The 26,023-nt window shown below is 67.2% G+C and carries 18 protein-coding genes; 14 read left to right on the top strand and 4 right to left on the bottom strand.

The window, feature by feature from the left end:
• The first annotated feature begins 7 nt into the window (after nucleotides 1-7).
• The 6 genes from BAY15_RS16215 to BAY15_RS16190 all read left to right on the top strand — a co-directional run bounded on the left by BAY15_RS16215 (nucleotide 8) and on the right by BAY15_RS16190 (nucleotide 8,591).
• Nucleotides 8-1,036, top strand: coding sequence for an SIS domain-containing protein (locus BAY15_RS16215; protein ID WP_068854024.1), 1,029 nt, complete (start codon nucleotides 8-10; stop codon nucleotides 1,034-1,036).
• Complete coding sequence (gene nagA, locus BAY15_RS16210; protein ID WP_068854023.1) at nucleotides 1,036-2,184, top strand: N-acetylglucosamine-6-phosphate deacetylase; 1,149 nt, start codon at nucleotides 1,036-1,038, stop codon at nucleotides 2,182-2,184. The genes BAY15_RS16215 and nagA overlap by 1 nt, the downstream gene beginning before the upstream one ends.
• Nucleotides 2,181-3,248: an acyltransferase family protein gene (locus BAY15_RS16205; RefSeq protein WP_068854022.1), complete on the top strand. Its 1,068-nt coding sequence runs from the start codon at nucleotides 2,181-2,183 to the stop codon at nucleotides 3,246-3,248. The genes nagA and BAY15_RS16205 overlap by 4 nt, the downstream gene beginning before the upstream one ends.
• Before the next feature lie 152 nt (nucleotides 3,249-3,400).
• On the top strand, nucleotides 3,401-6,382 hold the full coding sequence (locus tag BAY15_RS16200) for an autotransporter domain-containing protein (RefSeq protein ID WP_237334279.1): 2,982 nt from the start codon (nucleotides 3,401-3,403) through the stop codon (nucleotides 6,380-6,382).
• A 69-nt stretch (nucleotides 6,383-6,451) separates the two neighbouring features.
• Nucleotides 6,452-7,171, top strand: a complete 720-nt coding sequence (locus BAY15_RS16195; protein ID WP_068854803.1) for an IclR family transcriptional regulator — start codon at nucleotides 6,452-6,454, stop codon at nucleotides 7,169-7,171.
• A gap of 97 nt (nucleotides 7,172-7,268) precedes the next feature.
• Nucleotides 7,269-8,591, top strand: coding sequence for an MFS transporter (locus BAY15_RS16190; protein WP_068854020.1), 1,323 nt, complete (start codon nucleotides 7,269-7,271; stop codon nucleotides 8,589-8,591).
• Between the two features lie 188 nt (nucleotides 8,592-8,779).
• On the opposite strand, the gene BAY15_RS16185 is transcribed toward BAY15_RS16190, so the two are convergent.
• Nucleotides 8,780-9,949, bottom strand: a complete 1,170-nt coding sequence (locus tag BAY15_RS16185; RefSeq protein WP_068854019.1) for a mandelate racemase/muconate lactonizing enzyme family protein — start codon at nucleotides 9,947-9,949, stop codon at nucleotides 8,780-8,782.
• Nucleotides 9,946-10,878 (bottom strand): dihydrodipicolinate synthase family protein, encoded by a 933-nt coding sequence (locus tag BAY15_RS16180; protein ID WP_068854018.1) that lies wholly within the window; start codon nucleotides 10,876-10,878, stop codon nucleotides 9,946-9,948. Before BAY15_RS16180 ends, BAY15_RS16185 begins: the two co-directional genes overlap by 4 nt.
• 245 nt (nucleotides 10,879-11,123) lie before the next feature.
• Between BAY15_RS16180 and BAY15_RS16175 the strand changes: the two genes are divergently transcribed.
• The 4 genes from BAY15_RS16175 to BAY15_RS16160 are packed head-to-tail and all read left to right on the top strand — an operon-like array spanning nucleotide 11,124 to nucleotide 16,927.
• Nucleotides 11,124-13,796, top strand: a complete 2,673-nt coding sequence (locus tag BAY15_RS16175; protein WP_157771770.1) for a TonB-dependent receptor — start codon at nucleotides 11,124-11,126, stop codon at nucleotides 13,794-13,796.
• A 31-nt stretch (nucleotides 13,797-13,827) separates the two neighbouring features.
• Nucleotides 13,828-14,565 carry an SDR family NAD(P)-dependent oxidoreductase gene (locus BAY15_RS16170; RefSeq protein WP_083214213.1) on the top strand — a complete coding sequence of 246 codons (738 nt, stop codon included), beginning with the start codon at nucleotides 13,828-13,830 and terminating at the stop codon, nucleotides 14,563-14,565.
• Nucleotides 14,562-15,482: a 2-dehydro-3-deoxygalactonokinase gene (locus BAY15_RS16165; protein WP_083214212.1), complete on the top strand. Its 921-nt coding sequence runs from the start codon at nucleotides 14,562-14,564 to the stop codon at nucleotides 15,480-15,482. Before BAY15_RS16170 ends, BAY15_RS16165 begins: the two co-directional genes overlap by 4 nt.
• The gene (locus tag BAY15_RS16160; RefSeq protein ID WP_068854016.1) at nucleotides 15,479-16,927 is read left to right on the top strand and encodes a 2-dehydro-3-deoxy-6-phosphogalactonate aldolase; all 1,449 of its coding nucleotides are present in this window, start codon (nucleotides 15,479-15,481) and stop codon (nucleotides 16,925-16,927) included. The genes BAY15_RS16165 and BAY15_RS16160 overlap by 4 nt, the downstream gene beginning before the upstream one ends.
• Nucleotides 16,928-16,929: 2 nt before the next feature.
• Here BAY15_RS16160 and BAY15_RS16155 read toward each other — a convergent pair whose 3' ends face one another.
• Together BAY15_RS16155 and BAY15_RS16150 are read right to left on the bottom strand one after the other, a co-directional pair.
• The gene (locus tag BAY15_RS16155) at nucleotides 16,930-18,153 is read right to left on the bottom strand and encodes a multifunctional CCA addition/repair protein (protein WP_068854015.1); all 1,224 of its coding nucleotides are present in this window, start codon (nucleotides 18,151-18,153) and stop codon (nucleotides 16,930-16,932) included.
• Between the two features lie 63 nt (nucleotides 18,154-18,216).
• On the bottom strand, nucleotides 18,217-20,196 hold the full coding sequence (locus BAY15_RS16150; RefSeq protein ID WP_068854014.1) for a transglycosylase SLT domain-containing protein: 1,980 nt from the start codon (nucleotides 20,194-20,196) through the stop codon (nucleotides 18,217-18,219).
• Nucleotides 20,197-20,400: 204 nt separating this feature from the next.
• On the opposite strand from BAY15_RS16150, the gene BAY15_RS16145 reads away from it, so the two are divergent.
• The 4 genes from BAY15_RS16145 (at nucleotide 20,401) to BAY15_RS16125 (ending at nucleotide 26,001) form a co-directional block, all read left to right on the top strand.
• Complete coding sequence (locus BAY15_RS16145; protein ID WP_068854013.1) at nucleotides 20,401-20,808, top strand: ExbD/TolR family protein; 408 nt, start codon at nucleotides 20,401-20,403, stop codon at nucleotides 20,806-20,808.
• A 405-nt stretch (nucleotides 20,809-21,213) separates the two neighbouring features.
• The gene (locus tag BAY15_RS16140) at nucleotides 21,214-21,648 is read left to right on the top strand and encodes a hypothetical protein (protein ID WP_068854012.1); all 435 of its coding nucleotides are present in this window, start codon (nucleotides 21,214-21,216) and stop codon (nucleotides 21,646-21,648) included.
• 673 nt (nucleotides 21,649-22,321) lie between these two features.
• Nucleotides 22,322-22,927, top strand: a complete 606-nt coding sequence (locus tag BAY15_RS16130) for a hypothetical protein (protein ID WP_068854010.1) — start codon at nucleotides 22,322-22,324, stop codon at nucleotides 22,925-22,927.
• 203 nt (nucleotides 22,928-23,130) lie between these two features.
• A complete protein-coding gene (locus BAY15_RS16125; protein WP_068854009.1) occupies nucleotides 23,131-26,001 on the top strand; it encodes a TonB-dependent receptor in 2,871 nt (956 codons plus the stop codon).
• Nucleotides 26,002-26,023: the final 22 nt, after the last annotated feature.

Genomic DNA, 26,023 nt, shown 5'->3' with positions numbered 1-26,023 from the left:
GTCCCGCATGTCCCTGCCAGCCCCGCACGACACCCTGATGTTCCGCGAAGCCGCCGAAGCGGCCGACGTGATCGCCGCGCAGTTCGCGCGCAACGAAGCGACGGTGCAGACGCTGGCCGCGACCCTGCGCGCGGCGCCGCCGCCGTTCGTGGTGACCTGCGCACGCGGCAGTTCCGACCACGCCGCCACGTACGCCAAGTACCTGCTGGAAACCAAGCTGGGCCTGGTGACGGCCTCGGCCTCGCCGTCGGTGGGGTCGGTGTACGAATCCCCGCTGCAGCTACGCGGCGCGCTGTACATCGTCATTTCGCAGTCGGGCAAGAGCCCGGACCTGCTGCGCAACGCCGAGGCCGCGCGCGCGGCCGGTGCGCGCGTGGTGGCACTGGTCAACGTGGAAGATTCGCCGCTGGCGCAGCTGGCCGAAACCGTGATTCCACTGGGCGCGGGCGCCGAACGCAGCGTGGCAGCCACCAAAAGCTACCTCGCCTCGCTGTCGGCGATCCTGCAGCTGGTGGCGTACTGGAGCCAGGATGCCGGGCTGATCGCCTCGCTGCGCACCTTGCCCGACGCACTGCGCCAGGCCTGGAACAGCGACTGGTCCGCACTGACCGACGGCCTGGTGCCGGCGCACAACCTGTTCGTGGTCGGCCGTGGCCTGGGCCTGGGCGCGGCGCAGGAGGCGGCGCTGAAATTCAAGGAAACCTGCGGCCTGCACGCCGAAGCCTACAGCTCGGCCGAGGTCAAGCACGGGCCGATGGCGTTGGTGGGCCCGGGCTTCCCGGTGCTGGCCTTCGCCCAGCCGGATGAAACCGGTGCAGGCACCCGCGCGGTGGCCGCCGAGTTCGCCGCGCGCGACGCGCAGGTCTGGCTGGCTGCCCCGGATGGCGACCTGCCGCTGCCGCAGGCGCCGCATCCGGCCTGCGCGCCGCTGCTCACCGTGCAGGCGTTCTACAAGGCCATCAACGCACTGGCGCTGCGCCGCGGTCACAACCCGGACCTGCCGCCGCATCTGAACAAGGTCACGGAGACCGTCTGATGAAGACCGTCCTGCGCAACGCCCGCATCCTCACCGCCGACGGCTTCCGTGATGATCTCGCGCTGGTGATCGAGGCCGGACGCATTACTGCGCTGGTGTCCGATGCCGCCCCGCAGCTGGGCAGTGCGGCCGAGCAGGTGGATCTGGGCGGTGGCTGGCTGCTGCCCGGGTTCATTGATGCGCAGGTCAACGGCGGTGGTGGCGTGCTGTTCAACAACACGCCCGACGTGGAGAGCCTGCGCACGCTGGCCGCCGCGCACCGCAGGTTTGGCACCACCGCGCTGCTGCCGACGCTGATCAGCGACGACGTGCAGGTGATGCGCACGGCGATCGACGCGACCCGCCAGGCGATTGCCGATGGCGTGCCCGGGGTGATCGGCATCCACCTGGAAGGCCCGTACATCGCGCCGGCCCGCAAGGGCACCCATGATGCGAACAAGTTCCGCGTGCCCGATGCCGATGAGATCGCGATGGCGGCCTCGCTCGAGAACGGCGTGACCCTGCTCACCCTGGCCCCGGAACGGGTGCCGCTGGACAGCATCCGCGCGCTGGTCGAACGCGGGGTGATCGTCGCCGCCGGGCACACCGCTGCAACATATGAGGAAGCACGCGCGGGGCTGGAGGCGGGCATCCGCGGCTTCACCCACCTGTACAACGCGATGTCGCCACTGACCGGGCGTGAGCCCGGTGCGGTCGGTGCGGCGCTGGAAGATCGCGGCAGCTGGGTGGGCATCATCGCCGACGGCGTGCACGTACACCCGGCCAGCCTGCGCGTGGCGCTGGCAACCAAGCCCCAGGGCAAGGTCATGCTGGTCACCGATGCGATGCCGCCGGTGGGTGCCGACAGCCCCAGCTACGAACTCTATGGCGAAGTGATCACCGCCGTGGATGGCGTGGTGCGCAATGCCGCCGGTTCGCTGGCCGGTTCGGCGCTGGACATGGCCACCGCCGTGCGCAATGCAGTGAACCTGCTGGACCTGTCGCTGGAGGAGGCCGCGCGGATGGCCTCGCGCTACCCGGCGCAGTTCCTCAACGTGGATGATCGCCTCGGCGAGATCGCCGAGGGCTACCAGGCCGACCTGGTGCTGCTCGACGACGCGCTGCAGGTGCGCGCGACCTGGATCGCCGGCGAGCGCGAGGACGCATGAGCACGCCTTCCTCTTCGCGCATGGGCTCGATCGATGCCCTGCGCGGGCTGACCGTGGCTGCGATGCTGCTGGTCAACAACCCCGGCGACTGGAGCCATGTGTTCGCACCGCTGCTGCATGCGGACTGGCACGGCTTTACCCCCACGGATCTGATTTTCCCGCTGTTCCTGTTCATTGCCGGGGTGTCGCTGGCCTACAGCCTCGCACCGCGCGCGGCGGATCCCACGTTGCGGCCGGCGCTGGCCCGCACGCTGCTGCAGCGTGCGCTGCGCATCCTGCTCGCCGGTGCGCTGCTGCACGTGCTGGCATGGTGGCTGTTCGAGCTGCCGGCGTACCGGCTGTGGGGCGTGCTGCAGCGCATTGCCGTGTGCGTGGCGGTGGTCGGCCTGCTGGCGATCCACACCCGCGCGCGCACGCAGTGGGCAGTGCTGGCCGGCCTGCTGCTGGGCTACGCGGCGTTGCTGCTGGGCGCCGATACGCTGGCGCCGTGGCTGAACCCGGTCAGCCGGGTGGACACTGCCCTGTTTGCCCCGTTCCTCTACAAGTACGACGCGGTGACCCGGCTGGGCCACGACCCTGAAGGCCTGCTCAGCACGGCCGGCGCTCTCGCCACCACGCTTCTGGGCCTGATCGCCGGCCGCTGGCTGCGAGCCGGCAACGTGGGGGCGCTGGGCGGCCTGGGGCTGGTGCTGCTCGGCGGCGGCCTGCTGCTGGCGCCGGTGCTGCCCTTCAACAAGAACCTGTGGACGCCCAGCTACGTGCTGTGGACCGGCGGCCTGTCGATCGTCGCGCTGCTGCTGGCCCACCTGCTGGTCGACCGCTGGCACTGGCCGGCACTGGGCCGCCGATTCGGGGTCAACGCGATTGCGGCCTACCTGGGTTCGTCGGTGATGGCGCTGGTGCTGATCGCCAGCGGCGCATGGGCCGCGTACTACACGGCGCTGGCCCGCGCGCTGCCGGGCATGCCCGCGTTGGCGTCGCTCCTTTGTGCCGTGGGGTTCGTGCTGTTCTGGTGGGTCGTCGCGTGGGTGCTGGACCGCCGCAGGGTGTACCTGAAAATATGAATGCGCGGGCCGTTTCGGTGAATATCCAGAAACCGCCCAAATTTTACCTCCGCCTCACATCCGGACAGTAAAAGTACCTTCGCCGGCCTGCGTAAGGTTACGGGGGACGCATCGGCAAACCGTAATTCCCTTCTTTGGAAAAGGAACGGTCAATGCGTCCCATGAATGCGACTCCGCCACGTTCCCGTCTGGCGGCAGGCATCGCGCGCAGCCTGCGCGTGGCCTGCGGCGGCCTCCTCCTCGCCACCACCACCGCGCCGGCCTGGGCCGGGTGCGACAGCACCTCACCCACGACCGGACAGACCGTTACCTGCACGGCAGCGGCACCGAGTCCGCAGACCACGCCCATTGCCAGCGTGCCGGGCTCGAGCAATGTCACCGTCAACGTGCAGGCCGGCGCCCAGCTCGGCATCGCCAGTGGTGCTGCGATCGCGCTGGACGGCGGCAGCGGTCACCGCATCGACAACAGTGGCAGCATCACCAGCGCCAGTGGCGTGGGAATCCTCACCAACGCGGCGACCACGGTGGTGAACCGCGGCGTCATCAGCGGCAGCACCGCCGGCATCATCTTTGGCGCCGGCGCCGACCGCCTGGACATGCTTGGCGGCAGCATCAGCAGCAGCGTCCTGCAGGGCGCGGGCAACGATGCCATCACCCTCAGTGGCGGCACCGTCGGCAGCATCGACCAGGGCGCCGACGCGGACAGCCTGGAGGTCTCGGGCGGCACCGTGTCCGGCACCGTGCAGCAGGGCTCGGGCATCGATACCTTCCTGATGACCGGCGGCAGCATCGGCGCACTGCTGCAGGGCGATGGCCTTGACCGTTTCCGCATGACCGACGGGCGCATCGTCGGCGCGTTCGATGATGGCGATTACGGCGAAATGACCGGCGGCCGCATCGGCCGGGTCAACATGAAGCTGGAAGACAACACCTTCCTGATGTCCGGTGGCACCATCGACGGCAACCTGGTTACCGGCTTCGGCAACGACACGATCGTGCTCTCCGATGGATACATCGGCGGCAACATCAGCGTCAGCGGCGGCAATGATTCGGTCACCATCACCGGCGGCACCGTGCGCGGCGAGATCCGCCTCAGCTTTGGCGACGACCGCTTCGACTGGCGTGGTGGCGGCGTGGTGCACGGCCTGGTCGATTTCGGGGAAGGCAACGACACCGCCACGCTGGCCGACCTCAACGTCTCTTACCTTGGCGCGCTGCCGGGCTTTGACGGCGGCCTGGGCACTGACACGCTCAACATGGACAACGTCAAGACCGATGGCGTGGCCCGCTTCACCGGCTGGGAATCGATGACGCTGGCCAATGACAGCCAGCTGACCTTCGACGGCGACCTGCGCCTGGGCGATACCGGAAGCGGTACCGGCGCGCTCGACGTGGACGCGACCAGCACGCTGTTCGGCGGGGGCGTCAACGCCAGCATTGTCGCCTTCAACGCAGCACTGCCGGTCAACGTCACCAATGCCGGCCGCATCGACCTGACCAACGGCGGTGGCGGCGCCGGCGATGCGTTCACCATCGCCGGCAATTACACCGGCAATGGCGGTGCGCTGTACCTGGACACCGTGCTGGGTGCCGACGCCGCCGCATCGGACCGGCTGGTGATCTCCAATGGCGTGGCCAGCGGGACCACGGGGGTGGGCATCCTCAACGCGGGCGGTGCCGGTGCCGAAACCGTGGCCGACGGCATCCTCGTGGTGCAGGCGATCAACGGTGCCAGCACCAGCCCGGGCGCGTTCGCGCTGTATGCACCGGTTGCCGCCGGTGCGTACGAGTATTTCCTGTTCAAGGGTGGCGTCAGCGCAGGGAGCAGCGAGAACTGGTATCTGCGTTCGACCGTAGTCAACGGTGTGGTCGCCGCGCCGGCCCCACCGCCCATCGGTCTGGGCTCGGTGACACCTGAGCCACCGCCGCCGGAGGCGTTGGGGACGCCGCCGCCTGCGCTGCCGCCGCCCCCCTCACCGGACGTCCCGGAAAACCCGGACCCGGTCGCCGCCGAGCCCGCGCCGCCGCCGGAGCCGGCCCCACCACCGCCAGCCGCGCCGCCGCAGGACGACGTGCCGCCGCCGGTGCCGACCGAAGTGGCCGCCGTTCCCGGGCCGTTGGCGGAGCCGCCCACGCCTGACGCGCGTCCATCGGAAGAGGCCATCGTGCCGTTGTACCGGCTGGAAACCGGCCTCTACTCGGTGGTGCCGCCCCTGCTGCGCGAAACCAGCCTGGCCAGCCTGGGTACCTTCCACGAGCGCCAGGGTGAGCAGCGCATCCTCGCCGGCCAGGGCGGCGTGCGGGCCGCATGGGCGCGCCTGGTCGGGCAGAGCCACGAGCAGTACTGGGAGGGCGATGCCCAGCCCGGATTCGATGGCGACATCCAGGGGGTACAGGCAGGTCTGGACCTGTATGCGAACGCAGGCGATGCGCACCGCGACCAGTTCGGCGTGTTCGTCGGCCGTACCCGCGCGCAGGGCAACGTCAACGGCTTTGCGATCGGCTGGGAAAATGTCGCGGTGGGGCGCACCCGCCTGGACGACAAGCACGTGGGCCTGTACTGGACACGTGCCGGCAGCGCCGGCGGCTACCTCGACGTGGTGGTGATGCAGAGCCGCTACGACGGCGAGGCGACCTCCGCACGCGGCATCGGCATCGACGTGGACGGCGATGGCACCACCGCATCGGTGGAAGTGGGCAAGCCTTTGTTGCGCTTCGGCCAGTCGGCCTGGTGGCTGGAGCCGCAACTGCAGGTGATCTGGCAGCGCACCTCGGTGGACGATGCCGCCGACCGCATCGCGCAGCTTCGCTTCAACGCCGACAACGCCTGGACCGGGCGCGCCGGCGTACGCCTGGCTGCGGACTACGAGATCGCCGGCAACGGCTGGCAACCGTACTTCAAGCTCAACTACTGGCAGACGCTCGATGGGGAAGACCGCATCGACTTCGATACCAACCCCATCATCAACCGGCAGGATTCACGCGCGCTGGAGGTCGGGTTCGGCGTGGTGGCGCGCTTCAATGCCAACGTCAGCGCGTTCGCGGTCGCCGACTACACCCGCGACCTGGAAAGCAGCCGGCAGAAGGAGCGCAAGGTGATCGAGGGCAACATCGGGCTGCGTTTCGACTTCTAGCGGAAGGCAGGCCCGCTGCCGGTGTTGCTATTGGTGGCATTACCGGTAGCGGCAAAGTACGCTATGCCGATGCGAACCAAGCCCAATGCCCAGCCCAACCAGAGCCTGATCGACGGGATTGCGACACTTCAGGCGCTGGCGTCCTCGCCCGAGCCGGTGGGCTGCCGCGAACTGGCCCGGCAGCTGGATGCCAACCCGACCCGGGTCAACCGCCTGCTCAAGACGCTGGCCTACCTGGGCATTGCGCGGCAGACCGCCGACCGCAAATACACCGCCGGCCCGGGCATGCACGTGCTGGCCGCGCAGAGCCTGTTCGCCTCCGGGCTGATCCGCCGCGCGCTGCCCGTGCTCGAGCACCTGCGCCGCTTTGGTCATACCGTGGCGCTGGGCGTGCTGTGGAACGACAGCGTCAGCTACCTGTTCCATGCGCCCCCGGGAATCGAGGCGGCGCGGGGCCTGGGCCGCATCGGCCTGCTGCCGGCGACCACCAGCGGCATCGGCATCGCGCTGCTGGCCCAGCTGTCAGACGAGGAAGTGCGCGAGCTGTACGCCGACCGCCCCATCCCGATGTTCCCGGAGGGGATCGAGCAGCTGCTGGCCACCCTGGAACAGACAAGGCGGCAGGGGCACGCCCGCGTGCACGTGGCCGACGAACGCGACCACCACATCGTGGCCATCGCAATGGGCGATCCGGTGCATGCCGGCATCGCGATGTCCGGCTGGATCCCCGAATCGGCCACCGAAGAACTGGTGGCGGCACTGCGCGCGGCGGCCGCCGAGATCGGCTGAGGGCTTTGCCGCAGTGCGGTTTGACATGTTGCTACAATAGCAATACGTTGCAGCCTTCCGAAGGGGAGGCATCGGCGATGTCCAAGCGTGCGGGCGCGTGACCGGCGGCAGGAACACCAAGTGGGTGCTGCTGGCCCTGCTGTTCTTTTCCACGGTGATCAATTACCTGGACCGGCAGGCGCTGTCGATCCTGGCGACCACCATCCAGGCCGACCTGGACATGAGCGACCTGGAATATGCCCGTGTGGTGCAGGTGTTCCTGTTCGCCTACGCAGCGGCCTACGTGATGGCCGGGCGGGTTACCGACTGGCTGGGCGCGCGCGTGGCGCTGCTGCTGTTCGTGGGCTGGTGGTCGTTGGCCAACATCGCCACCGGCTTCGTGCGCAGCGCGTTCGAGCTGGGCGCGGCGCGTTTCGCGCTGGGGCTGGGTGAGCCGGGCAACTACACCGTGGGCACCAAGGTGGTGTCCGAGCAGTTTCCGGCGCCGCAGCGTGGCTTGGCGCTCGGCCTGTACACCGCCGGCGCGATGATCGGCGCGACGCTGGCGCCGCCGTTGATCGGTGGCATTGCATTGACCTACGGCTGGCGCAGCGCGTTCTGGATCACCGGCGTGGCCGGGCTGCTGTGGATGATTGCGTGGTACCTGGTCTACCCCCGTCCGGCGCGTCAGACAGCCACGGCGGTGACTGCGGCCGCAACGGCCGAGGCGGTCGCCACGCCGGCGCTGGACACGCCCGCGGCACCCGCACCGGCGGTGTCGATGAAAGGGGTCTGGGGCCGGCTGGCGCGCGACCGCACGGTGTGGGCGCTGGTCGCCTCGCGCGCGGTGGCCGACCCGGTCTGGTACTTCTACCTGTTCTGGTTCCCCAAATACCTGGGCGATGCGCGCGGCATGAGCCTGGCCGCGATCGCCTCGCTGGCGTGGATCGTCTACGTTGCTGCGGATATCGGCAGCGTGGGCGGTGGCCTGATTTCAGGGCGGCTGGTCAAGCGCGGCATGAGCCCGGTGCGGGCCCGCCTGACCACCATGATCGGTGCAGCGTGCCTGGCACCGATCGGCATGCTGGTGGCGCTGCATCCGCCGATTCCGCTGCTGCTCGCGCTGGCGTGCGCGGTGACCTTCGCGCACCTGACCTACCAGATCAACCTCACCGCGATGACGGTGGACCTGTTCCCGTCGCGCTACATCGCCTCGGTGGCGGGGCTGGTGGGCTGCGGCAGTGCACTCGGCGGCATGGTCTCGGCGCAGGTGGTGGGCCACCTGGTCGCCGACGGCAACTTCGACCGCGCCTTCGTGCTGATGGCGTTCCTGCACCCGATCGCGGTACTACTGGCCTGGATCGCGTTGAGAAAAGCCAAGCGTTCGCGAATGACGCTGGTTGGCCCGGACGCCGAGGCGGTGGCGGCGGCCCGAGGGTAGGGTCGGTTCCCGAACGACTGCCGACACTGGTCATCGGCACGACGAACGCATGACCTCGGCCGAAGCCGGCTTCGACGGAGGTCATGCCATCATCGGACGTTGCATAATCCATCGGCGGTCGATTGGGATGCGACCCTACCGCGCTCATCTCTGCGACGCGTGGGGCCGGAGATTGTCCAGCCCCGCGCTCAAGGCACGAATTCTGCGTGTTCCCAGAAACGCGCATTGGGCTGTGCACCCAGGCCGTGACCGGAGGGAAGTGTGTAGCCCTCGCGCTGGTACGCCATATCGGTGTCGAGCATCTCCACCGAGCGCGAGAAGATCGAGTGCTGCCACTCGTGGCGCCACAGACCCTCGATGACCGCTGATGCATGCAGGCTGGCGGCCATGAAGATGCCGCCGCCAATGGTGGCGTGCGGCGCGACCTGCACCCCGTGCGCTGCCGCCAAGCGTGCGATGCGCAGGAACTGGGTGATCCCGGTGTGGCCCATCTCTGGCTGCACATAGGCGAGCGTTCCACCGGCCAATCGCAACCGTGCGACATGGTCGGTGGGCCACTCTTCGCCGGCCGCCATGGGAATGGGGCTGTCGCCACCCAGCGCGATCAGCCCCGCAACATCCTCGGGCTTGAGCGGTGCTTCGATGAAGGTCAGCTGCGCCGGCAGCAGTTGCTCTGCCAGCGCTAATGCCTGCGCGTGATCGAACTTCCAGTGCAGGTCCACCATCAGGTGCACCGCATCGCCCAGCTCGCTGCGCAGCGCCTGCATTTCTTCGACGATGCCGTCATGGCTGACCACGGCATGCACCTTGAAGGCATCGTGGCCCTGCGCCGCAAACGCGCGCGCCATCGCCACCTTCTCCGCGACGGTTGCCGCCGGCAATCCCGATACATAGCCTGCAATGGTGTCGCGCCGCCGCTCACCCAGCAGCGCCCACAGCGGCTGTCCGGCCGCACGCGCGCGCAGGTCCCACAGGGCGATGTCCAGCGCCGCCAGTGCATCGGTGTGGAACCCGCTGCCGCAGCCACGCACGCGCATCAGGCCGTACAGGTCGTCCCAGATCTGCTCCACGTCTTCCGGCTCGCGCCCGATCAGTTCCGGCGCAAGCAGGTCGTTGATGATCTCGCAGGTCGCGCGCGGTGCGCAGATGCCATAGGTTTCGCCCCAGCCCACCGCACCATCGGCGGTGGTGACGCGCACCAGCACCGAGCGGTCCACGGTGGGGTAGAGCGTGCCGTTGCCTTTGCGCACCAGGTAGCCGCGCGCGTTGACCCGTTCGCCCGGCCCCAGCGGCCCCAGGTAGGGCGTGGTGCGCGGAACGGTGAGGATGAACGTTTCAACCTGTGTGACCTGGCTCACGCGTGGCTTCTCCGTGCCTGCCCGGGGACGGTATCCAACGGCAGCAGGTCGCTGATGCGATCCAGCAGGATATCCAGTTCGCGCGCATCGAACCGGTCCAGCGCCGGACCGGGCGCGCGCACATGGTCGCTGCCGATCAGGCCGCGGCGCAGCAGGATGGCCTTGGTGAGCCGCCAGCGGAACACCGCCTGCATGCTCAGCAGCGGCAGGGTGCGCTCGAACAGTGTGCGTGCACGCTCCTGGTCGCCCGTCGCCCAGGCTGCCAGCATCGCCACATGCACCTCGGTGATTTCGCAGGCCGGCATCGTGCCGACCGCCCCGCGCGTGAGTTCGTCCAGCACGTAGCGGGCGCCGGCACCGCCGAACACCGCGCGCACGCTGCTGCCGGCGCGCTCGGACAGCGCGGTGATGCGGTGCCCCGAAGGCATCGTTTCTTCCTTGACATATTCAATGGCCGGGACGCGCGCGGTCAGCGCCACGACCTCTTCCACGCCCAGCCCAACGCCCATCGGCGCCGGAGCGTTCTGCAGCATGACCGCCACGCCCGACTCGCTGGCCAAGCGGCTGAAGAACGCAGCCATGCCCTCGGCATCACCGGCCAGCGCGTGCGGGGTCAGCACCATCGCCGCGCTCGCCCCGGCCTGGCCGCCGGCCTGGGCCAGCCGCACCGCGTCCTCCAGCGTGCGCGCGCTGGCGCCGACGATGAACGGCACGCGGCCGCGGTTCCAGCGGCCGATGCAGGCCGTCAGGTGCAGGCGCTCATCCAGCGTGAGCATGTCGTATTCGCTGGCCAGGCCCGGAAACACCACCCCGGCCGCGCCGGCGGCCAGGATGTACTCGAACACGGCTTCGGTCCCGGCCTCATCGAGCGCGCCGTGCGCGTCGAAGATGCTGGGAAGGATCGGGAAGACACCTTGCAGAACGGCCATTGCGCCGGGTCCTTGTTGAAATGCGTGTGCCATGGATAGCAACACTATGGAAGGGAAGTGGCCGCAGACGCTACAGACGGGTCTTGATTCTTCGCTGCATTGCAGCGTGCGCGGCCAAATCATATTGCTATATTAGCTACACGCTGCCAAGTCGCAGCGCAGCAGCAACGACGAAAAAGCGCTGGATCCAGCTGGGCAGGTCGGGGGCCTGCAGCGGGATCCCTACCTTGGGAGAGGGCCGATACATGCTTCGTTTTCGACGTTCCACCTTGTTCACCGCCTTGGGCACCTGCCTGCTGGCGCCGATGCTGGCCGCCGCACAGGATGCTCCGCCTGCCACCACCACCACCGCCGGCAACCAGCAGGCGCAGACACTCGACGCCGTGAGCGTCGTCGGCATCCGCGGCAGCCTCGAAGCCTCGCGCGACCTCAAACGCGATTCGCCGCAGATCGTCGATGCGATCGTGGCCGATGACATCGGCAAGCTGCCCGACACCAACGTCGCCGAATCGCTGGGCCGGGTGGCCGGCGTGCAGCTCGAGCGCGGCATGGGCGAGGGCAGCGACATCCTGGTGCGCGGCCTGAAAGAGAACGTGCTGCTGTACAACGGCCGCCAGATCGTCGATGCCACCGGGCGCGGCGGCAACGGCCTGGACCAGCTGGCCACCTCCACCTACGGTCTGCTCTCACTGGTGCCCTCCGAGCTGATCTCGCGGCTGGAAGTGACCAAGCTCGCCGGCGCCGACCAAATTTCCGGTGGGCTTGGCGGCATCGTCGACATCCACACCCGGCAGCCGCTGTCGGGCGACAGCGACCAGAACGTGGTCAGCCTGGCCGGCACCTATGACGACATGGCCGATTCCTGGGGCCACAACGCCTTCGGGCTGATCTCGCGGCGCAACGAGGATCGCACCTTCGGTGCGCTGCTGTCAGCCACGTACGGCCGCCGCAACGTGGTGCAGCAGGGCCTGGACACCTTCTCCGGGTATGCCCGCTTCAACGACCCGACCGATCCCACCCGCACGCGCTTCGGCAGTACCGACATGCGCGCGCAGAACATCGACGATGACCGCACCAAGGTGGGCCTCAGCGCGGTACTGCAGTGGCGCCCGGCCGATGGCGTGGAGCTGTCCTGGGATACCTTCTATTCCCGGCAGAAGGCCGAGCGCGACCGCTACTGGATCGCCTTCAATCCCTCCGCCGGCCTGAGCAACGCGGTCTACTCCGACCACGACATCCTGCTGGCCGGCCGATCCACCGGCACCGTGCTGCTCAACACCGAAGTGGCCGACATCGATTCGGACACCCTGTCCAGCGCGCTGCGTGCCAGCTTCCAGGTCGGCGAACGCGTAACCGGTTCGGCCGAACTGGACTGGGGCCGTTCCACCGCCAGCTACAACCAGCGCTACATGCGGCTGGCGCCCATGGCCGGGCTGACCTCGGTCACCGACTTCGACCTGCGCAGCGGCAGCTTCGGCAGCTTCAACGTCAGCGGCGTCAACGTGGTCGATCCGGCGCAGTGGCGCATGACCATCCTGTTCGACAACGACTGGCGCGCACAGACCGACTCGCGCGCGATGCGCACCGACTGGAGCCTGGCCTTCGACAACGGCCCGCTGCGTTCGCTGGACGTTGGCGCGCGCTTCAGCCGGCTGGAAAGCCTGCAGGACCCCCGCCGCGCCGACATCCGCCCGGCCGGCGGCATTCCGGTGACGCAGATGGATCCCTACATCCGCGTGTACAGCAACAGCGACTTCCTGCCGGGCGAATTCGCCGGCCTGCCGCGCGATTACCTGGGGGCGTTCCGCGGCACCTTCGGCGGCTGCGGCAGCTTCACCACGCTGCCGCAGATCTCGCAGAACCCGCAGTGCCTAGATCCAGCCAACACCGCGCTGGCCTATTCGGCCACCTTCAGCGTGGATGAAGACTTCCTCGAGGCCTACGCCAAGCTCAACTGGGACACCGAGGTGGGCGGCATGGCGCTGGGCGGCAACGTCGGCCTGCGCTTCGTGGGTCGTGACCTGACCTCGCGCGGCAACCTGATCAGCGGCACCGGTGCGCTGACCCCGTCCAGCTTCGAGCGTGACGACCGCGAGGTGTTGCCCTCGGCGGTGGCCAAGCTGCAGATCAGCGACAGCCTGGTGCTGCGCGGCGGCGCGGCCAAGGTGGTGGCCTTCCCCAATACCGAAGACCTCAACAACGGCGTGACCCTCAACAACAACGCCGTGTTCGATGCCAACGGCGTGCAGACTTCGCCGGGCACCGGCAGCGGCGGCGCACCGGACCTGGATCCGTTCAAGGCCACCCAGTACGACCTGTCGCTGGAGTGGTACTACGGCGGCCAGGGCCTGCTCTCGGCCGGCCTGTTCTACAAGGACGTGTCCACCTTCATCGTGCAGCGCCAGAGCGCGGAAACCTACAGCAACGTCAACTTCCTGGTGCTGCGCAAGATCAACGGCGACAAGGCCAAGGTGAAAGGCGCGGAGCTGTTGGCGCAGGTGCCCTTCAGCGGCATGTTCGATGGCTTCGGCGTGGTGGCCACCTACACCTGGATCGACTCGGAAACCCCGATCACCGACATCAACGGCAACGCCATGACGTTCCCGGGCCTGTCCAAGAACAACGCCAACCTGATCGGCTACTACGAGAACGGCCCGTTCGGCATCCGCCTGGCCTACAACTGGCGTGACGAATACCTGGTGGGGCTGTCGGCAGCGTCCACGGGCATCTACAACGACACCTACAAGGACCTGTCGGCATCGATGAGCTACGATTTCAGCGAGCGCCTGTCGCTGAAGCTGGAAGGCAACAACCTGCTCGACAGCGAACAGCGCACCTTCGACGGGTATGCCGAAGGCTTGCGTACCAACGTGGTGTTCGGCCGGTCCTACAAGGCCAGCCTGACCTACCGGTTCTGAGCATGGTTCCTCTGGAAAGGAAGGACAGGGCATGAGCGAGGCGGGAATGCAGGGGCGCACGGTGCTGGTGACCGGTGCGGCCAGCGGAATCGGCGCGGCAGTGGTAACGCGGCTGCGCGCCGATGGCGCCCGGGTGGCGGCGCTGGACCAGGGCATATCGAGCGGGGCCAATGCCACGGCGGTGGCCGACCTGCGCTCGCCGGACGCGGTCAGTGCTTCCATTGCCGACTTGCGCGCTGCGCTGGGGCCCTTTGATGCGCTGGTGCACTGCGCCGGCATCTGTCCGCCGGGCAGTACGCTCGACAGCACCGACGACCTTTGGCTGGACGTGTACTCGGTCAACGTGCTCGGTGCGCTGCGGGTGATGCGCGAGCTGGTGCCGGACATGCGCGGGCGGGGTGGCAGCATCGTGCTGGTGTCGTCGATCAACGCGCGTTTCGCCACGCCGGGGCTGGCGGCCTATGCCGCGTCCAAGGCCGCGCTGGAGGAAATGGCACGCACCGCCGCGCTGGAGTTGGCCCCGGACAACATCCGGGTCAACACCATCGCCCCGGCATCGGTGGATACGCCGATGCTGCAGGCCTCGTTCGCGCGCGCAGCCGACCCCGCCGCCGCACGGCGCAGCAACGAGCAACGACATCCGCTGGGTCGCCTGGGTACACCTGAAGACGCCGCCGAGCTCGCCCTGTTCCTGGCCTCGCCGCGCAGTGGCTGGATTACCGGTTCGGTGTTTGCGCTGGATGGTGGTGCAGGAGTGACCCGGCGATGAGGGGGCAGGACACGAACTACATCATCGGCATCAACTGGGGCAGCACCAACTTCCGCGCTTACCGGATCGACGCCGACGGCACGGTCAGCGCGACGATCGAACAGCCGCGCGGCATTGCCGGGCTGGAGCGGTCGCAGATGCAGGCGCTGCTGGAGGACGTGGCAACCGCGTGGCCGCATGCCTCGCGGATCTATGCCAGCGGCATGATCGGCTCGAACATCGGCTGGAGTGATGCGGGATACGTGGAATGCCCGGCATCCCCGCACGCCATCGCCGGGCACCTGCATGAGGTGCGGATCGGTACGCATGGGGTGGCCATCGTTCCGGGGCTGGCCTGCCGGCGCGGCGACGGCGCGCCGGACATCATGCGCGGGGAGGAAACCGAGCTGCTGGGGATGGTCGCGCTCGGCACGATTCCCGCCACTGGACTGGTGGCCTTGCCCGGCACCCACAGCAAATGGGTGCGGCTGGAACAGGGTGTGGTGGTGGAGTTCATGACCGCGATGTCGGGCGAGATCTTCGACCGGCTCACCGCAGCCGGATTGCTGGCGTCGGTTGTTGACGGTCCGGCCGAAGACGGCGAGGCGTTCATCGACGGCGTGCGGACCGCGCAGGGCGGTGCAGGATTGGCCACCCTGCTGTTCGGCGCGCGGGCGCGGGTGATCCGCAGCGACCTCGCCCGGCGCGAGGGAGCTTCCTACCTGCGCGGCCTGCTGATCGGCGCGGAGCTTGCCGATGTCCGCCGTTATTGGCCAGACGCATTGAACGAGGTGCCGCTGATCGGCGCCGCGCCGGTGTGCGCGCTGTATGCGCGCGCACTGCAGGAGCTGGGGGGCTCCGGCCGTGCGATTGCCTCACAGCAGGCATCAACGCGCGGTTTCCTGGCGTTGCACCAGGCAGCGGGAGCGGTGGCATGAGTGCGCATGATGCAGCGTTCGACCGTGCACTGACCGAGACCGGCCTGATCGCGATCCTGCGCGGGCTGAGCGGCGACGACGCGATTGCCGTGGTGGAGGCGCTGTACGCCGCTGGCGTGCGGTTGGCGGAGGTGCCGCTCAATTCGCCGGACCCGTTCACCACCATCGCCGCGCTGGTTGCGCATTTTGAAGGGCGCATGCTGATCGGTGCCGGCACGGTGGTGAACACCGATGCCGTCGAGCAGCTCGCCTCCATCGGCTGCGTATTCTGCGTGTCGCCCAATACCGATCCGGCGGTGATCGCTGCCGCGGTGGCGAAGGGCATGATCCCTTTGCCGGGGTTCGTCACCGCGACCGAAGCGTTCGCCGCCATCGCCGCCGGCGCCCGCCATCTCAAGGCGTTCCCGGCCCATGGCGCGCGACCGCAGTTGTCGGCGTTGTCGGCGGTGTTGCCAGCCGGCGTGAGCCTGATCGCCGTGGGGGGCGCAAGCGTGGGCGACATCGGTGCATACCGCGAAGCAGGCGTTCGCGCCTTCGGTGTGGGCACCGATCTGTACCGTCCTGGCCGCGCCGCCGATGACGTTGGCCAGCGCGCTGCGGCGTGGATCCAGGCCTTGCAGGCGCCCGCCGCACCGGTGGCCACGCTGGTGCATGCCGCGCAGGCGACGGTAGGCGAGTCGCCCCTCTTCGATGCGGACGGCACCTTGTGCTGGGTCGACCCGACCGTGCCGTGCCTGCTGCGGTGGGATGGAGCGGCGTGCACGCGCGTGGCGTTGACCGAACCGGTATGGGCGTTGGGGCAGGTGGGGTCCGGGCTGGTCGGCAATGGAGAGACGCACTTCCTGCGGCTGGTGGCGGACGGAAGCATCACCGCCGGCCCGGAGATCGATGTTGGTGCGGGGTGCCGGCTCAACGATATGGTGGTGGACAGCCTGGGCGGGCTGTGGGGCGGTTCCATGCATCGCGGCCTGTTGTCCGGCCGGGGCGCGCTGTTCCATGCAGGCAGTGTCGAGTTGCCCGCGCATCGCGTGGCGGAGGGGCTGGGCGTGGCCAACGGCATGGCCTTCTCCGCAGACGAAAGCACGCTGTTCGTGATTGATACGCTGGCGCGCACGCTGCTGGCCTATGCGGCCGATATCCACGCCGGCACCCTGGGCGAACCGCGCGTGGTGACCGACTTCCTCGGCGTGCCCGGCAAACCCGACGGCATGACGATGGGGCCCGATGGTCATCTATGGGTGGCGATGTGGGGCGGGCATGCGGTAGTGGAACTCGCACCCAACGGCGCGGTCCTGCGCTCGATTCCGGTACCGGCCGCGCACGTGGGCAGCCTGGCATTCGGCGACGACGGACGCCTCTTCATCACCACCGCGCGGGCGCGCCTGTCCGACGCAGACCTCGCCCGCTCACCCGGAGCAGGCGGCCTGTTCGTGGTGCATCCGTAGGATCAACGACGGGCTGCGGCAATTGCTTTGATGCGCGCCTGGGCCAGGGCTTCGCCTACCGCCGGGCCTTTCAGGTGCGCTAGATCCAGATCGCGGGCCTGTACTGACAGTGCCGCTTGGTGCAGCCGCTTGAGTGTTTCACCCTGCGGGTACGGCCGATCCTCGAAGCCGAGGCGGCCACGCGCATCCGCCTCGCAGCACACCGCGATCCTGGCGATCCGTTCCGGCCGCCGGAACCCATCGCAACGGCCCAGCAGCTCCAGCACCGTGCCATCGCGCAATTCGTCGATGCGGTGCACGTTGAGATGGTCGCGGCACACCGCCTCGGCCAGCTGACGATGATCCAGCGGCACTTTCAGGCGATCACACAGCGCACGCAGCGGTTCCAGCCCGCGCTGCTCATGCATCACATGGCGCGGCCATTCCGCCTGCGGAGTCAGTGCTTTGCCCAGGTCGTGGGTAAGCGCGGCGAACCCCGCCAGGTCATCGCCCGGCGCCAGCTGCGCGGCGATATCGCTGACCATTTCCTGGTGCACGCCCGTATCCACCTCCGGGTGGTACTCGGCGCGCTGCGGCACCCCGTACAGCGCTTCCAGTTCGGGCAACACCGCCCCCAGCGCATTGGCATCGTGCAGCGTGCGCAGGAAGGCCGACGGTTGCGCCGAACCGAGCACGCGGCGCAGTTCCTGCCAGACCCGTTCGGGCACCAACGCATCCAGCTCGCCGCTGTCGGCGATCTGCCGCATCAGCTGCATCGTTTCCGGCGCCACGGTAAAGCCCAGCGGTGCAAAGCGCGCCATGAAACGCGCCGCACGCAGCACCCGCAGTGGATCTTCCACGAAGGCGGGGCCCACATGCCGCAGCACGCGCTGTTCAATGTCGCGCACGCCGCCGTACGGGTCCACCAGTTCGCCGCTGGCCTCATCGCAGGCAATGGCGTTGATGGTGAAATCCCGCCGCAGCAGGTCTTCTTCCAGCGTCACCGAGGGATCGGCATCGACGACGAAGCCCCGGTAGCCGCGGCCGGACTTGCGCTCGGTCCGCGCCAGCGCGTATTCCTCGCCCGTATCCGGGTGCAGGAACACCGGGAAATCCTTGCCCACGGCCTTGTACCCCAGCGCTTCCATTTCCGGCTGGGTAGCGCCCACGACGACCCAGTCGCGGTCGCCAGGCGGGCGGTCGAGCAGGCGGTCGCGAACCGCGCCGCCAACGAGATAGATCTTCATGGGGGAATCATGCCACGACCGGCCTGGCGCCGATCCCCCGCAGAACCTCGGCGCTACCGCGGATCAATCGCCGCCCTTGTCTGCGTCGGTTGGGCAGGCGAACGCCTTCCGCTTCGCCTGCAGCCGCCCGTTCATGCGGTCGGTGACCGGCAGCGCGTCGCCGTTCAGACGCCAGTCGTAGATCACGCTGAACGCAAGAATGCGTGCAACGTACTCGCGGGTTTCCTTGTAGCTGATGGTCTCGATCCAGATATCCGGATCGAAGCCCGGCCGCTGCGACTGCCAGCGCGCGGTCGGGGTCGGTCCGGCGTTGTACGCGGCGATGGTCACATAGGGCAGGCCTTCGTACTTGTTCATCAGCTGGCGCAGGTAGGCAGTGCCGATGGCGATGTTGGTGTCGGCGTCATACAGGCTGGCCGCACCGCCATAGTTGGTCAGGCCGATGGTCTTGGCCACGCTCGCGCCGGTGGCCGGCAGCACCTGCATCAGCCCCATCGCATTGGCCGGCGAGCGGGCCTTCGGGTTGAAGATGCTCTCGGCGCGGATCTCGGCGGCCACCCAGGCCGGGTCGATCGCATTGCGCGCCGACTCACGGCGGATCGCATCATCGTGGTGCAGCGGGAAGCGCAGGCTGTACAGGCGCTGCTCTTCCGGGGTCTTGCCCAGCGAGAACACCGCGCGGTCGAACCAGCCGTTGTCGCGCGCCACTTCCACCGCAATACGGCGCTGCGTGGTGTCGAAGCGGGTGAGGGCATCGTTCCACTCGGCCACCGCCCAGCCCGAACGCTCGATCCTGAACAGTTCCATCGCGCGTACGATCGCCGGGTCGCGTGCCACCGTGGCCTGTGCCTGCGCACTGTCCTTGGGTTCCACCGGGCACAGCGTGTAGGTGCTCTGGCCCAGCTGGTCGGCGGCCAGGAAACCATGGAAGGTGGCCGCGCGCGCCGCTTCGCGGTACAGCGGCACTGCCTCGTTGCGCTTGCCCGTCTTGTCCAGCATGCGCGCCTCGAAATAGCGCCAGCGCGAGTCGCTGCGCTGCTTCGGCTCCATCTTGCGGATCGCCGCCAGCGTGGCCGGCCAGTCGCCGCGCGACATCGCCTCGCGTGCCCGCCACTCGTGCAGGCGCTCGTCATAGGCCGAATCCGGCACGGCATTGAGCCGGCGTGCGGAATCGGGCCCATAGGACGCCACCGTCCATAGCGCGATCTGGTACTTCACATCCGCCTGCTGGGCGGCGCTCAGCTGCAGCGCGTTGGCGTACTGCGGCAGCTGCTGCTCGGTCGCGTCCGGGTCGGCCTTGGCCAGCTTGGCCAGGCCATCGGTGGCGATGCGCCGGCTGCGTTCGTTGCGCGGCCAGTTCAGCGCACTGGCATTGGGCTTGTCCACGAACGCGGCATAGGTGTTGGCCAGCGCCAGGTCGGCGGCCGGCAGCCCGCGGGCGGCACTGCGCATTACCGCCGGCTCCTGCGCGTCGGCCGCGGCATCGATGCGCTCCCAGCGCAGCTCCGCGCTCATTCCGCCCTTGGCATCCAGCGCCGCAAACACGGGATCGCAGGCATCAGGCAGGGACTTGCCGGTGCTGCGCCAGATCGCCTGCGCCTCACTGACCCACTGCGCATCGGCCTTTCCGGTGGCTTGGCGCGCATTGAGCTGGGCGCAGCGCAGGCCGACATTCTCGGTGGGCGCCCAGTTCGCCAGCAGGGTGGGCCAGTCCTGGCGCCGGGCTACCGCCGGCAACCACACGCTGCGGAAGCTGCTGGCCACGGCCTGGCCGTTGTAGCGCTTGAGAAAGTCCTGGGCCTGGGCAGTGGTGACCGTATCGATGTTGCGGCGCAGGTTGGCGTACTCCAGCCAGCCATACAGCGGGTGCTTTGCCAGCCCCGCCGCCTGGCCGGGATCGAACTGGCCGCGTTCGGCATTCTCGATGGCCGCCTTCATCTGCGCGCGCTGGGCGTCCAGGCTCTGGGCACCGGCATCGGCGCCCACGCCCGTGCAGGCGAGCAGGGTGGCGGAACTGAGGATCAGGAGGGGGAGTCGGTTCATGCCGAAAGGATAGCGGGCAAGGGTGAAAGCCGGTGAGGGCAAGCCAACTCAATGATGAACGGCACCCGTCGCCCCCCTGAACAGGCGTAACGCACGGGCGTAATGTCAAAGCCGCCAGCCCCAACGACTGCAGGAGACTGAAACGAAACGGTAGCGCCGGCCGTTGGCCGGCCCGCAGGAAAACCAACAACAAGGACCCACACCATGGCATTCAGTGCAGCAGGCAATTCCGGACCACTGGCCGACATCAACGTCACCCCGTTGGTGGATGTAATGCTGGTGCTGTTGATCATCTTCATCGTGACCGCCCCGATGGTGTCCATGCCCATCCCGGTCAACCTGCCGCAACCCACCACCGTGGTACCGCCCACCGCACCGCCACCGCCGATCGAACTGCGGGTGGACGCCAGCAACCAGGTCAGCTGGAACGGCCAGATGGTTGCGGTCAGCTCGCTGCAGCAGCGCATGCAGGACGCCGCACAGGCCAACACCGGTAACGTTCCCGAACTGCGCATCGCCACCGACCCCAACGCCGAGTACGACGTGATGGCCAAAGTGCTGGCCGCGGCCAACAACGCGCACATGGAAAAGATCGCGTTCGTGAACCCGTAGCAGAACGAGCGGCCCGCCGAACGGTGGGCCGCTTCCGCGTCACCAACAACTACGCTGGTAGGTACCGACCGTTGGTCGGTACTCTCTCTGACTGCACCGAAAGCGACACCGCCTCCATCACCGCCACTGTCGCTGCGCCTATCGTCTTGTAAGAAATCCCCGCGTAAGCCTGTAAGACAAGCCGAAAATCGCGGCAGAACAAGCGCCAGTCACACCATTGAGTGAGAGCGGTCACACTTTCCCGTCTTGCCTACAGCCGAGATACTATGGAGACGATGGGGCTCCGAAGTTCGATGTCGATCGTGGTCATGATCATGGACCGGGAAATCATCACGTACACGAATGGATTGGAGGAGAGCGGCAGCCGGGAGTGCCTGTGAGTGATTGGCCCAAAAAGTGATGAAAATGAAGATGGATATCCATGACTTTGAGATCACTTCGATACATACATCCGGGCGGAATGCATTCGTACTGAGGTTGCTGGATACGCAGACCTTGAAATCGTACGTAATGGAGTTTTCAGAAGTAAAACGCTTGTGTGTAGAGCGGTTCAGCCTGCAAAACGTGATCGCCGATGTTCATGTTTACCATGCGCTCTCGGCCGAATTCGGGGTAAGACGCGCATGCAGAATGCTGGATTTGGATTTGGCGGCCGCCACGTTGGCTCTGGAGAAAGGGAGCTTGGTGCTGATTGAGGCTGCATCTGGTGCCGAGATCGCCTGCCTGCTTGCAGGGAAGGATCTGCCAGATCCTGCGCTTGAGGAAGGGGGCGTGAATTCAATTAAATTGTCCTCTCGGCCTCGGCGAATAGGTACGACGAATGGCAGGAAGTTTGCGTAGCAGAGTTCGGTCGGTTATCACTCTTGCATCGGTCGTTACGCTGCTGACTGCATGCGATGATGGAACTAAGGGGGAGCTTGATTCCAAGAAAATATATGGAGACATGAGTGGCCTGTACTACGGCGCGATGTGCGAATCTGGAAGTCAGGAGCTGAGCAATCTTCGATCCAGGGCGGTCCGGATTGCAGTCGATGGGGATGGCTGCGCAGTTCTCTACTTGGACGGTGTTGATCCTGAAGGAGCGCTGCTGGTATATCCCGGGGGGGGCGGCGTCAGGCTTGAGTGCAGTGGACTCGAAGCCAAGCTGAAGAAAAGTGATGCTCACACCCGTGTCCTAAGTCGGGTTCGAGAGAAGTGCGGTGCGAAGTGAGTGGAGATAGCATCGGATTCATGTCCTGTATGGAAATCAGGCTAACTGCGGCCAGATTCGGACCGAATACTTCATATAGTTGGAGCGGTGCCTCGAGAGGATCAGCCAGTACGACGACTTCATACGTAGCCCGGTGGAGACGGGTGGCGAAGTTGAGTTCTATGTAAGTGCGTTCTTGAGCGGATTGTGTGGGTTTCAGTTCCATAGCGCATTGCTCGGTCGGATCGCTGCGGCCGGGATAGGCCTATCGGTTGAGCTGTATCCGAAGGACGATTGAGGAAGCAACGCATAGGGGGCACCGCGATGAAGTCGCTTGGCTGCTTGCTCGCTTTTGTTGTGCTGGGGTGCGTACTGCTGTGCGCACCCGCACTGGCGGCGGTTTCCGTTGGGGTGCGCGTTGCCGACCACGAGCGAACCCTGCCTCAGCTCAGCGCGGTGACAGTGGCGCAGGACACTGTGCTGCAGACCCGCCTTGGCGCGCAGCTGGCCCGCCACCTGGCTGGGGCCACCACCGGTTACCAATGGCTCGACGAGCTGTCGATGAACCTGCACGAGCGCAGGCTGAAGCTGTACGACAGGTTGGGCATGGGGCCGCTGCGGGTCGACCTTGTCTGGCCTGACCGCTCCCGCACGGTCTACTCCATGGACGGCAACAGCAACCGCCGGGCCGGCTATGTCACGGGTCAAAGCCGCGACCCCTACGGCAATCAGCTGCCGGACCAGAGTGCTGCCCAGCGCGCCGGTGCGGTGTCGCTGGTCGGGTCGTACCAGTTCCAGAATGTCCGCAACCGCCAGGCGTGGGTGCGGGCCGCGCGGGCGCAGGGCATCCCCGTGCAGGTCGACACCCCTTCTGCCACACACCTGCAGTGCCGATGGTCGGGTACCGCCTTGAGCTGCCGTACGGAATAGGGCGCTTCCGTCCGGGATTCGGCTGCTGCGCAGCCGCTCGTCGGCTCAGATCGGCCGCTCGGTGCCGCATCCGTAACGTCCGCGTGAAATCCACACTTTCATCACGCCTTCATCTTTACAGGTTGTTTACAAAGGAGACGCTGCCGCGCTTCAAGGGGGAGGCGAGGCGGCCCCAGCAAGCCATTCCTTTGGAGAGAGAGCGAATGAACAACCTGCATTACCGCCCCTTGGCGGCTGCCGTAGCGCTGTGCCTGCTGTCCGTCCCCACCCTTGCCACCGCGCAGGATGCTACCCGCACCACCACCGAACTGGACCGGGTGGAAGTCACCGGTACCCGCATCAAGCGCGCCGAGGTCGAAGGCCAGGTGCCGATCCAGACCCTTACCCGCAGCGAGATCGAACGCACCGGGCTGAATTCCATCGGCGAGGTGCTGCAGCAGCTGACCGGTTCCGGTTCGGCGCTGAATGCGAAGTTCAACTCGTCGGGCAACTTCGGTTTTCCGCCCGATGGCAGCGGCGTGGGCGCCGGTTCTGCCCAGGTTGACCTTCGCCACCTGGGCGCCAAGCGCGTGCTGGTGCTGGTCGATGGCATCCGTTGGGTCAACGAATCCTCCGCGTCCGGCGTGGGCGCGGCCACCGACCTCAACACCATTCCGCTGGCGATTGTCGAGCGCATTGAAGTGCTCGAAGACGGCGCCTCGTCGCTGTACGGTTCGGACGCGATTGCCGGCGTGGTCAACATCATCACCCGCCGCGAGTTCGATGGCGGCCAGGTCACCGTGAACTACGGTGAGTACAGCAAGGGAGATGGCACCCAGAAGGGCGTGGACCTGGCCTGGGGCACCAGTGGCGACCGCTACAGCCTGTTCCTGGGCGCCAGCTGGACCAAGCAGGACGCGGTGTATGCCAACACCCGCGAACAGTCGCGCTATCCGGTTCCCGGCACGGGCCTGTCGTTCGGCAGCTCGGCCACCCCGACCGGTCGCTTCATGTTCACCGACCCGAACACCGGCATCGCCTACAACATCACGCCCAACACCGGCGCCACCGATCCCACCTTCAACGGCGTGGGCGGTTGCGACCGCACCGACGATTACCACTGCTTCACCACGGCGGACCGCTTCAACTTCGCCGAGTACAACCTGCTGCTGACCCCGTCCGAGCGCAAGGGCATCTTCGGCCAGTTCCGCTTCGACATCACCGACAACGTGCAGTGGTACATCAAGGCGCTGGCCAACCGCCGCGAATCGACCAACCAGGCCGGCCCCGAGCCGCTGTTCTTCGGCCCCGATGGCGCCACCGGCAACCCGTTGGCCGACAACATCGTGATTTCCGCGCTCAATCCGTACAACCCGTTCGGGTTCGACCTGGATTCGTCCAGCAACCTGAGCATGATCGGCCGCCGCCCGGTGGAAGGCGGGCCGCGCATCTTCGAGCAGGAAGTGAACACCACCTACTTCGCCACCGGGCTGGTGGGCCTGTTCCAGGCCGTCGATCGCAGCTGGTCGTGGGACGTCAACGGCATGTACAGCAAGAACAAGGCCGAGCAGACCAACTACGGCAGTTACAACATCTACAACGCCAACATCGCGTTGGGTGATCCGGCCATCTGCGCGGCCACCCCGGGCTGCGTGCCGCTGAACATCTTTGGCGGCCCAGGCACCATTACCCAGCCGATGCTGGACTGGATCCAGCCGGTGGTGCACGACCGCAGCCAGAACGAGCTCACCCTGTTCACCGCCAACCTGAGCAGCGACCTGTTCACGCTGCCGGCAGGCCCGCTGTCGTTCGCCACCGGGTACGAGTACCGCAAGTACGAAGGCGAATACCAGCCCGATCCGATCACGGTGCGCGGCCACTACAACGGCGTGCCGTCGCTGCCGACCTCCGGTTCGTACGACGTCAACGAGGTGTACCTCGAACTGGCGGTGCCGATCTTCGCCAAGAGCGCGCTGGGTGAAAAGCTGGACCTGAGCCTGGCCGGGCGCTATTCGGATTACTCCACCTTCGGTGGCGAGTTCACGCCCAAGTACGGCCTGCGCTGGCAGGTGACCGACGACTTCGTGCTGCGCACCAGCTATGCCGAAGGCTTCCGCGCCCCGTCCATCGGTGAGTTGTACGGCTCGGCCGCGCGCGCGGATCTGCAGCTGTTCGATCCGTGCTCGGTGGGCCTGGGCGGCACGCCGCCGCGCGGCAGTGCGGCCAACTGCGCGGCGCTGGGCGTGCCGACTGGCTTCCAGCAGGCGAATTCGCAGATCTCGGTCACCACCGGCGGCAATGACCAGCTGGATCCGGAAACCTCGCGCAGCTTCAGTGCCGGCTTCGTGTGGAGCCCGTGGTTCGGCAACAACGCCTCGTGGTCCGAGCGCTTCGACGTGGAAGTGACCTTCTACCGCCACAACATCGAAGGTGCGATCCAGGCCATCGACGCGCAGACCCAGCTTGACCTGTGCGTGGACACGCTGGACGCGCTGTACTGCGATGGCATCACCCGTGCGTCCACCGGTGCGGTCAGCGGCTTCAACAACCGCCTCACCAACCTGGGCTCGATCAAGACCGACGGCTGGGACGTGGACCTGTTCTGGACGCTGCCGCAGAGCGACATCGGCCAGTTCAAGCTGGGTTGGCAGAACACGTTCGTGGGCCGCTATGAGGCGCTGGGGGCGGCAGGCCAGCGCCAGCCGCAGGAACCGGGCGTGGAGGTGGTCAACAGCTCCATTCCGGAATGGACCAGCAACGCGACCATTGGCTGGACCCTGGCCAACTGGAACGCGTCGTGGACCGTGCGGCACATTTCCGAGCTGACCGAACAGTGCGGCGACGCGTCCAGCTTCCCGGTGTGTAGTGACCAGGCCGGCGGGACCAACAAACTTGCAGCCACCACGTACCACGACTTCCAGGTGGGCTACAAATTCGACTGGATGAAGGGCCTGCAGCTCAGCGCCGGGTTGAACAACGCGTTCGACAAGGATCCGCCGATCTGCCTGTCGTGCTCGCTCAACGGCTACGACGCGTCGACGTACGACATCCCGCGCGGGCGCTACTGGTACCTGCGCGCGGACCTGCGGTTCTGATTGAAACGCAGATTGAAACGCA

The sequence above is a fragment of the Stenotrophomonas rhizophila genome, assembly GCF_001704155.1.
In the GTDB taxonomy this organism is placed as follows: domain Bacteria; phylum Pseudomonadota; class Gammaproteobacteria; order Xanthomonadales; family Xanthomonadaceae; genus Stenotrophomonas; species Stenotrophomonas rhizophila_A.
Note: the sequence above shows the minus strand (reverse complement) of the source record. Positions and strands in the feature narration are given on the sequence as shown.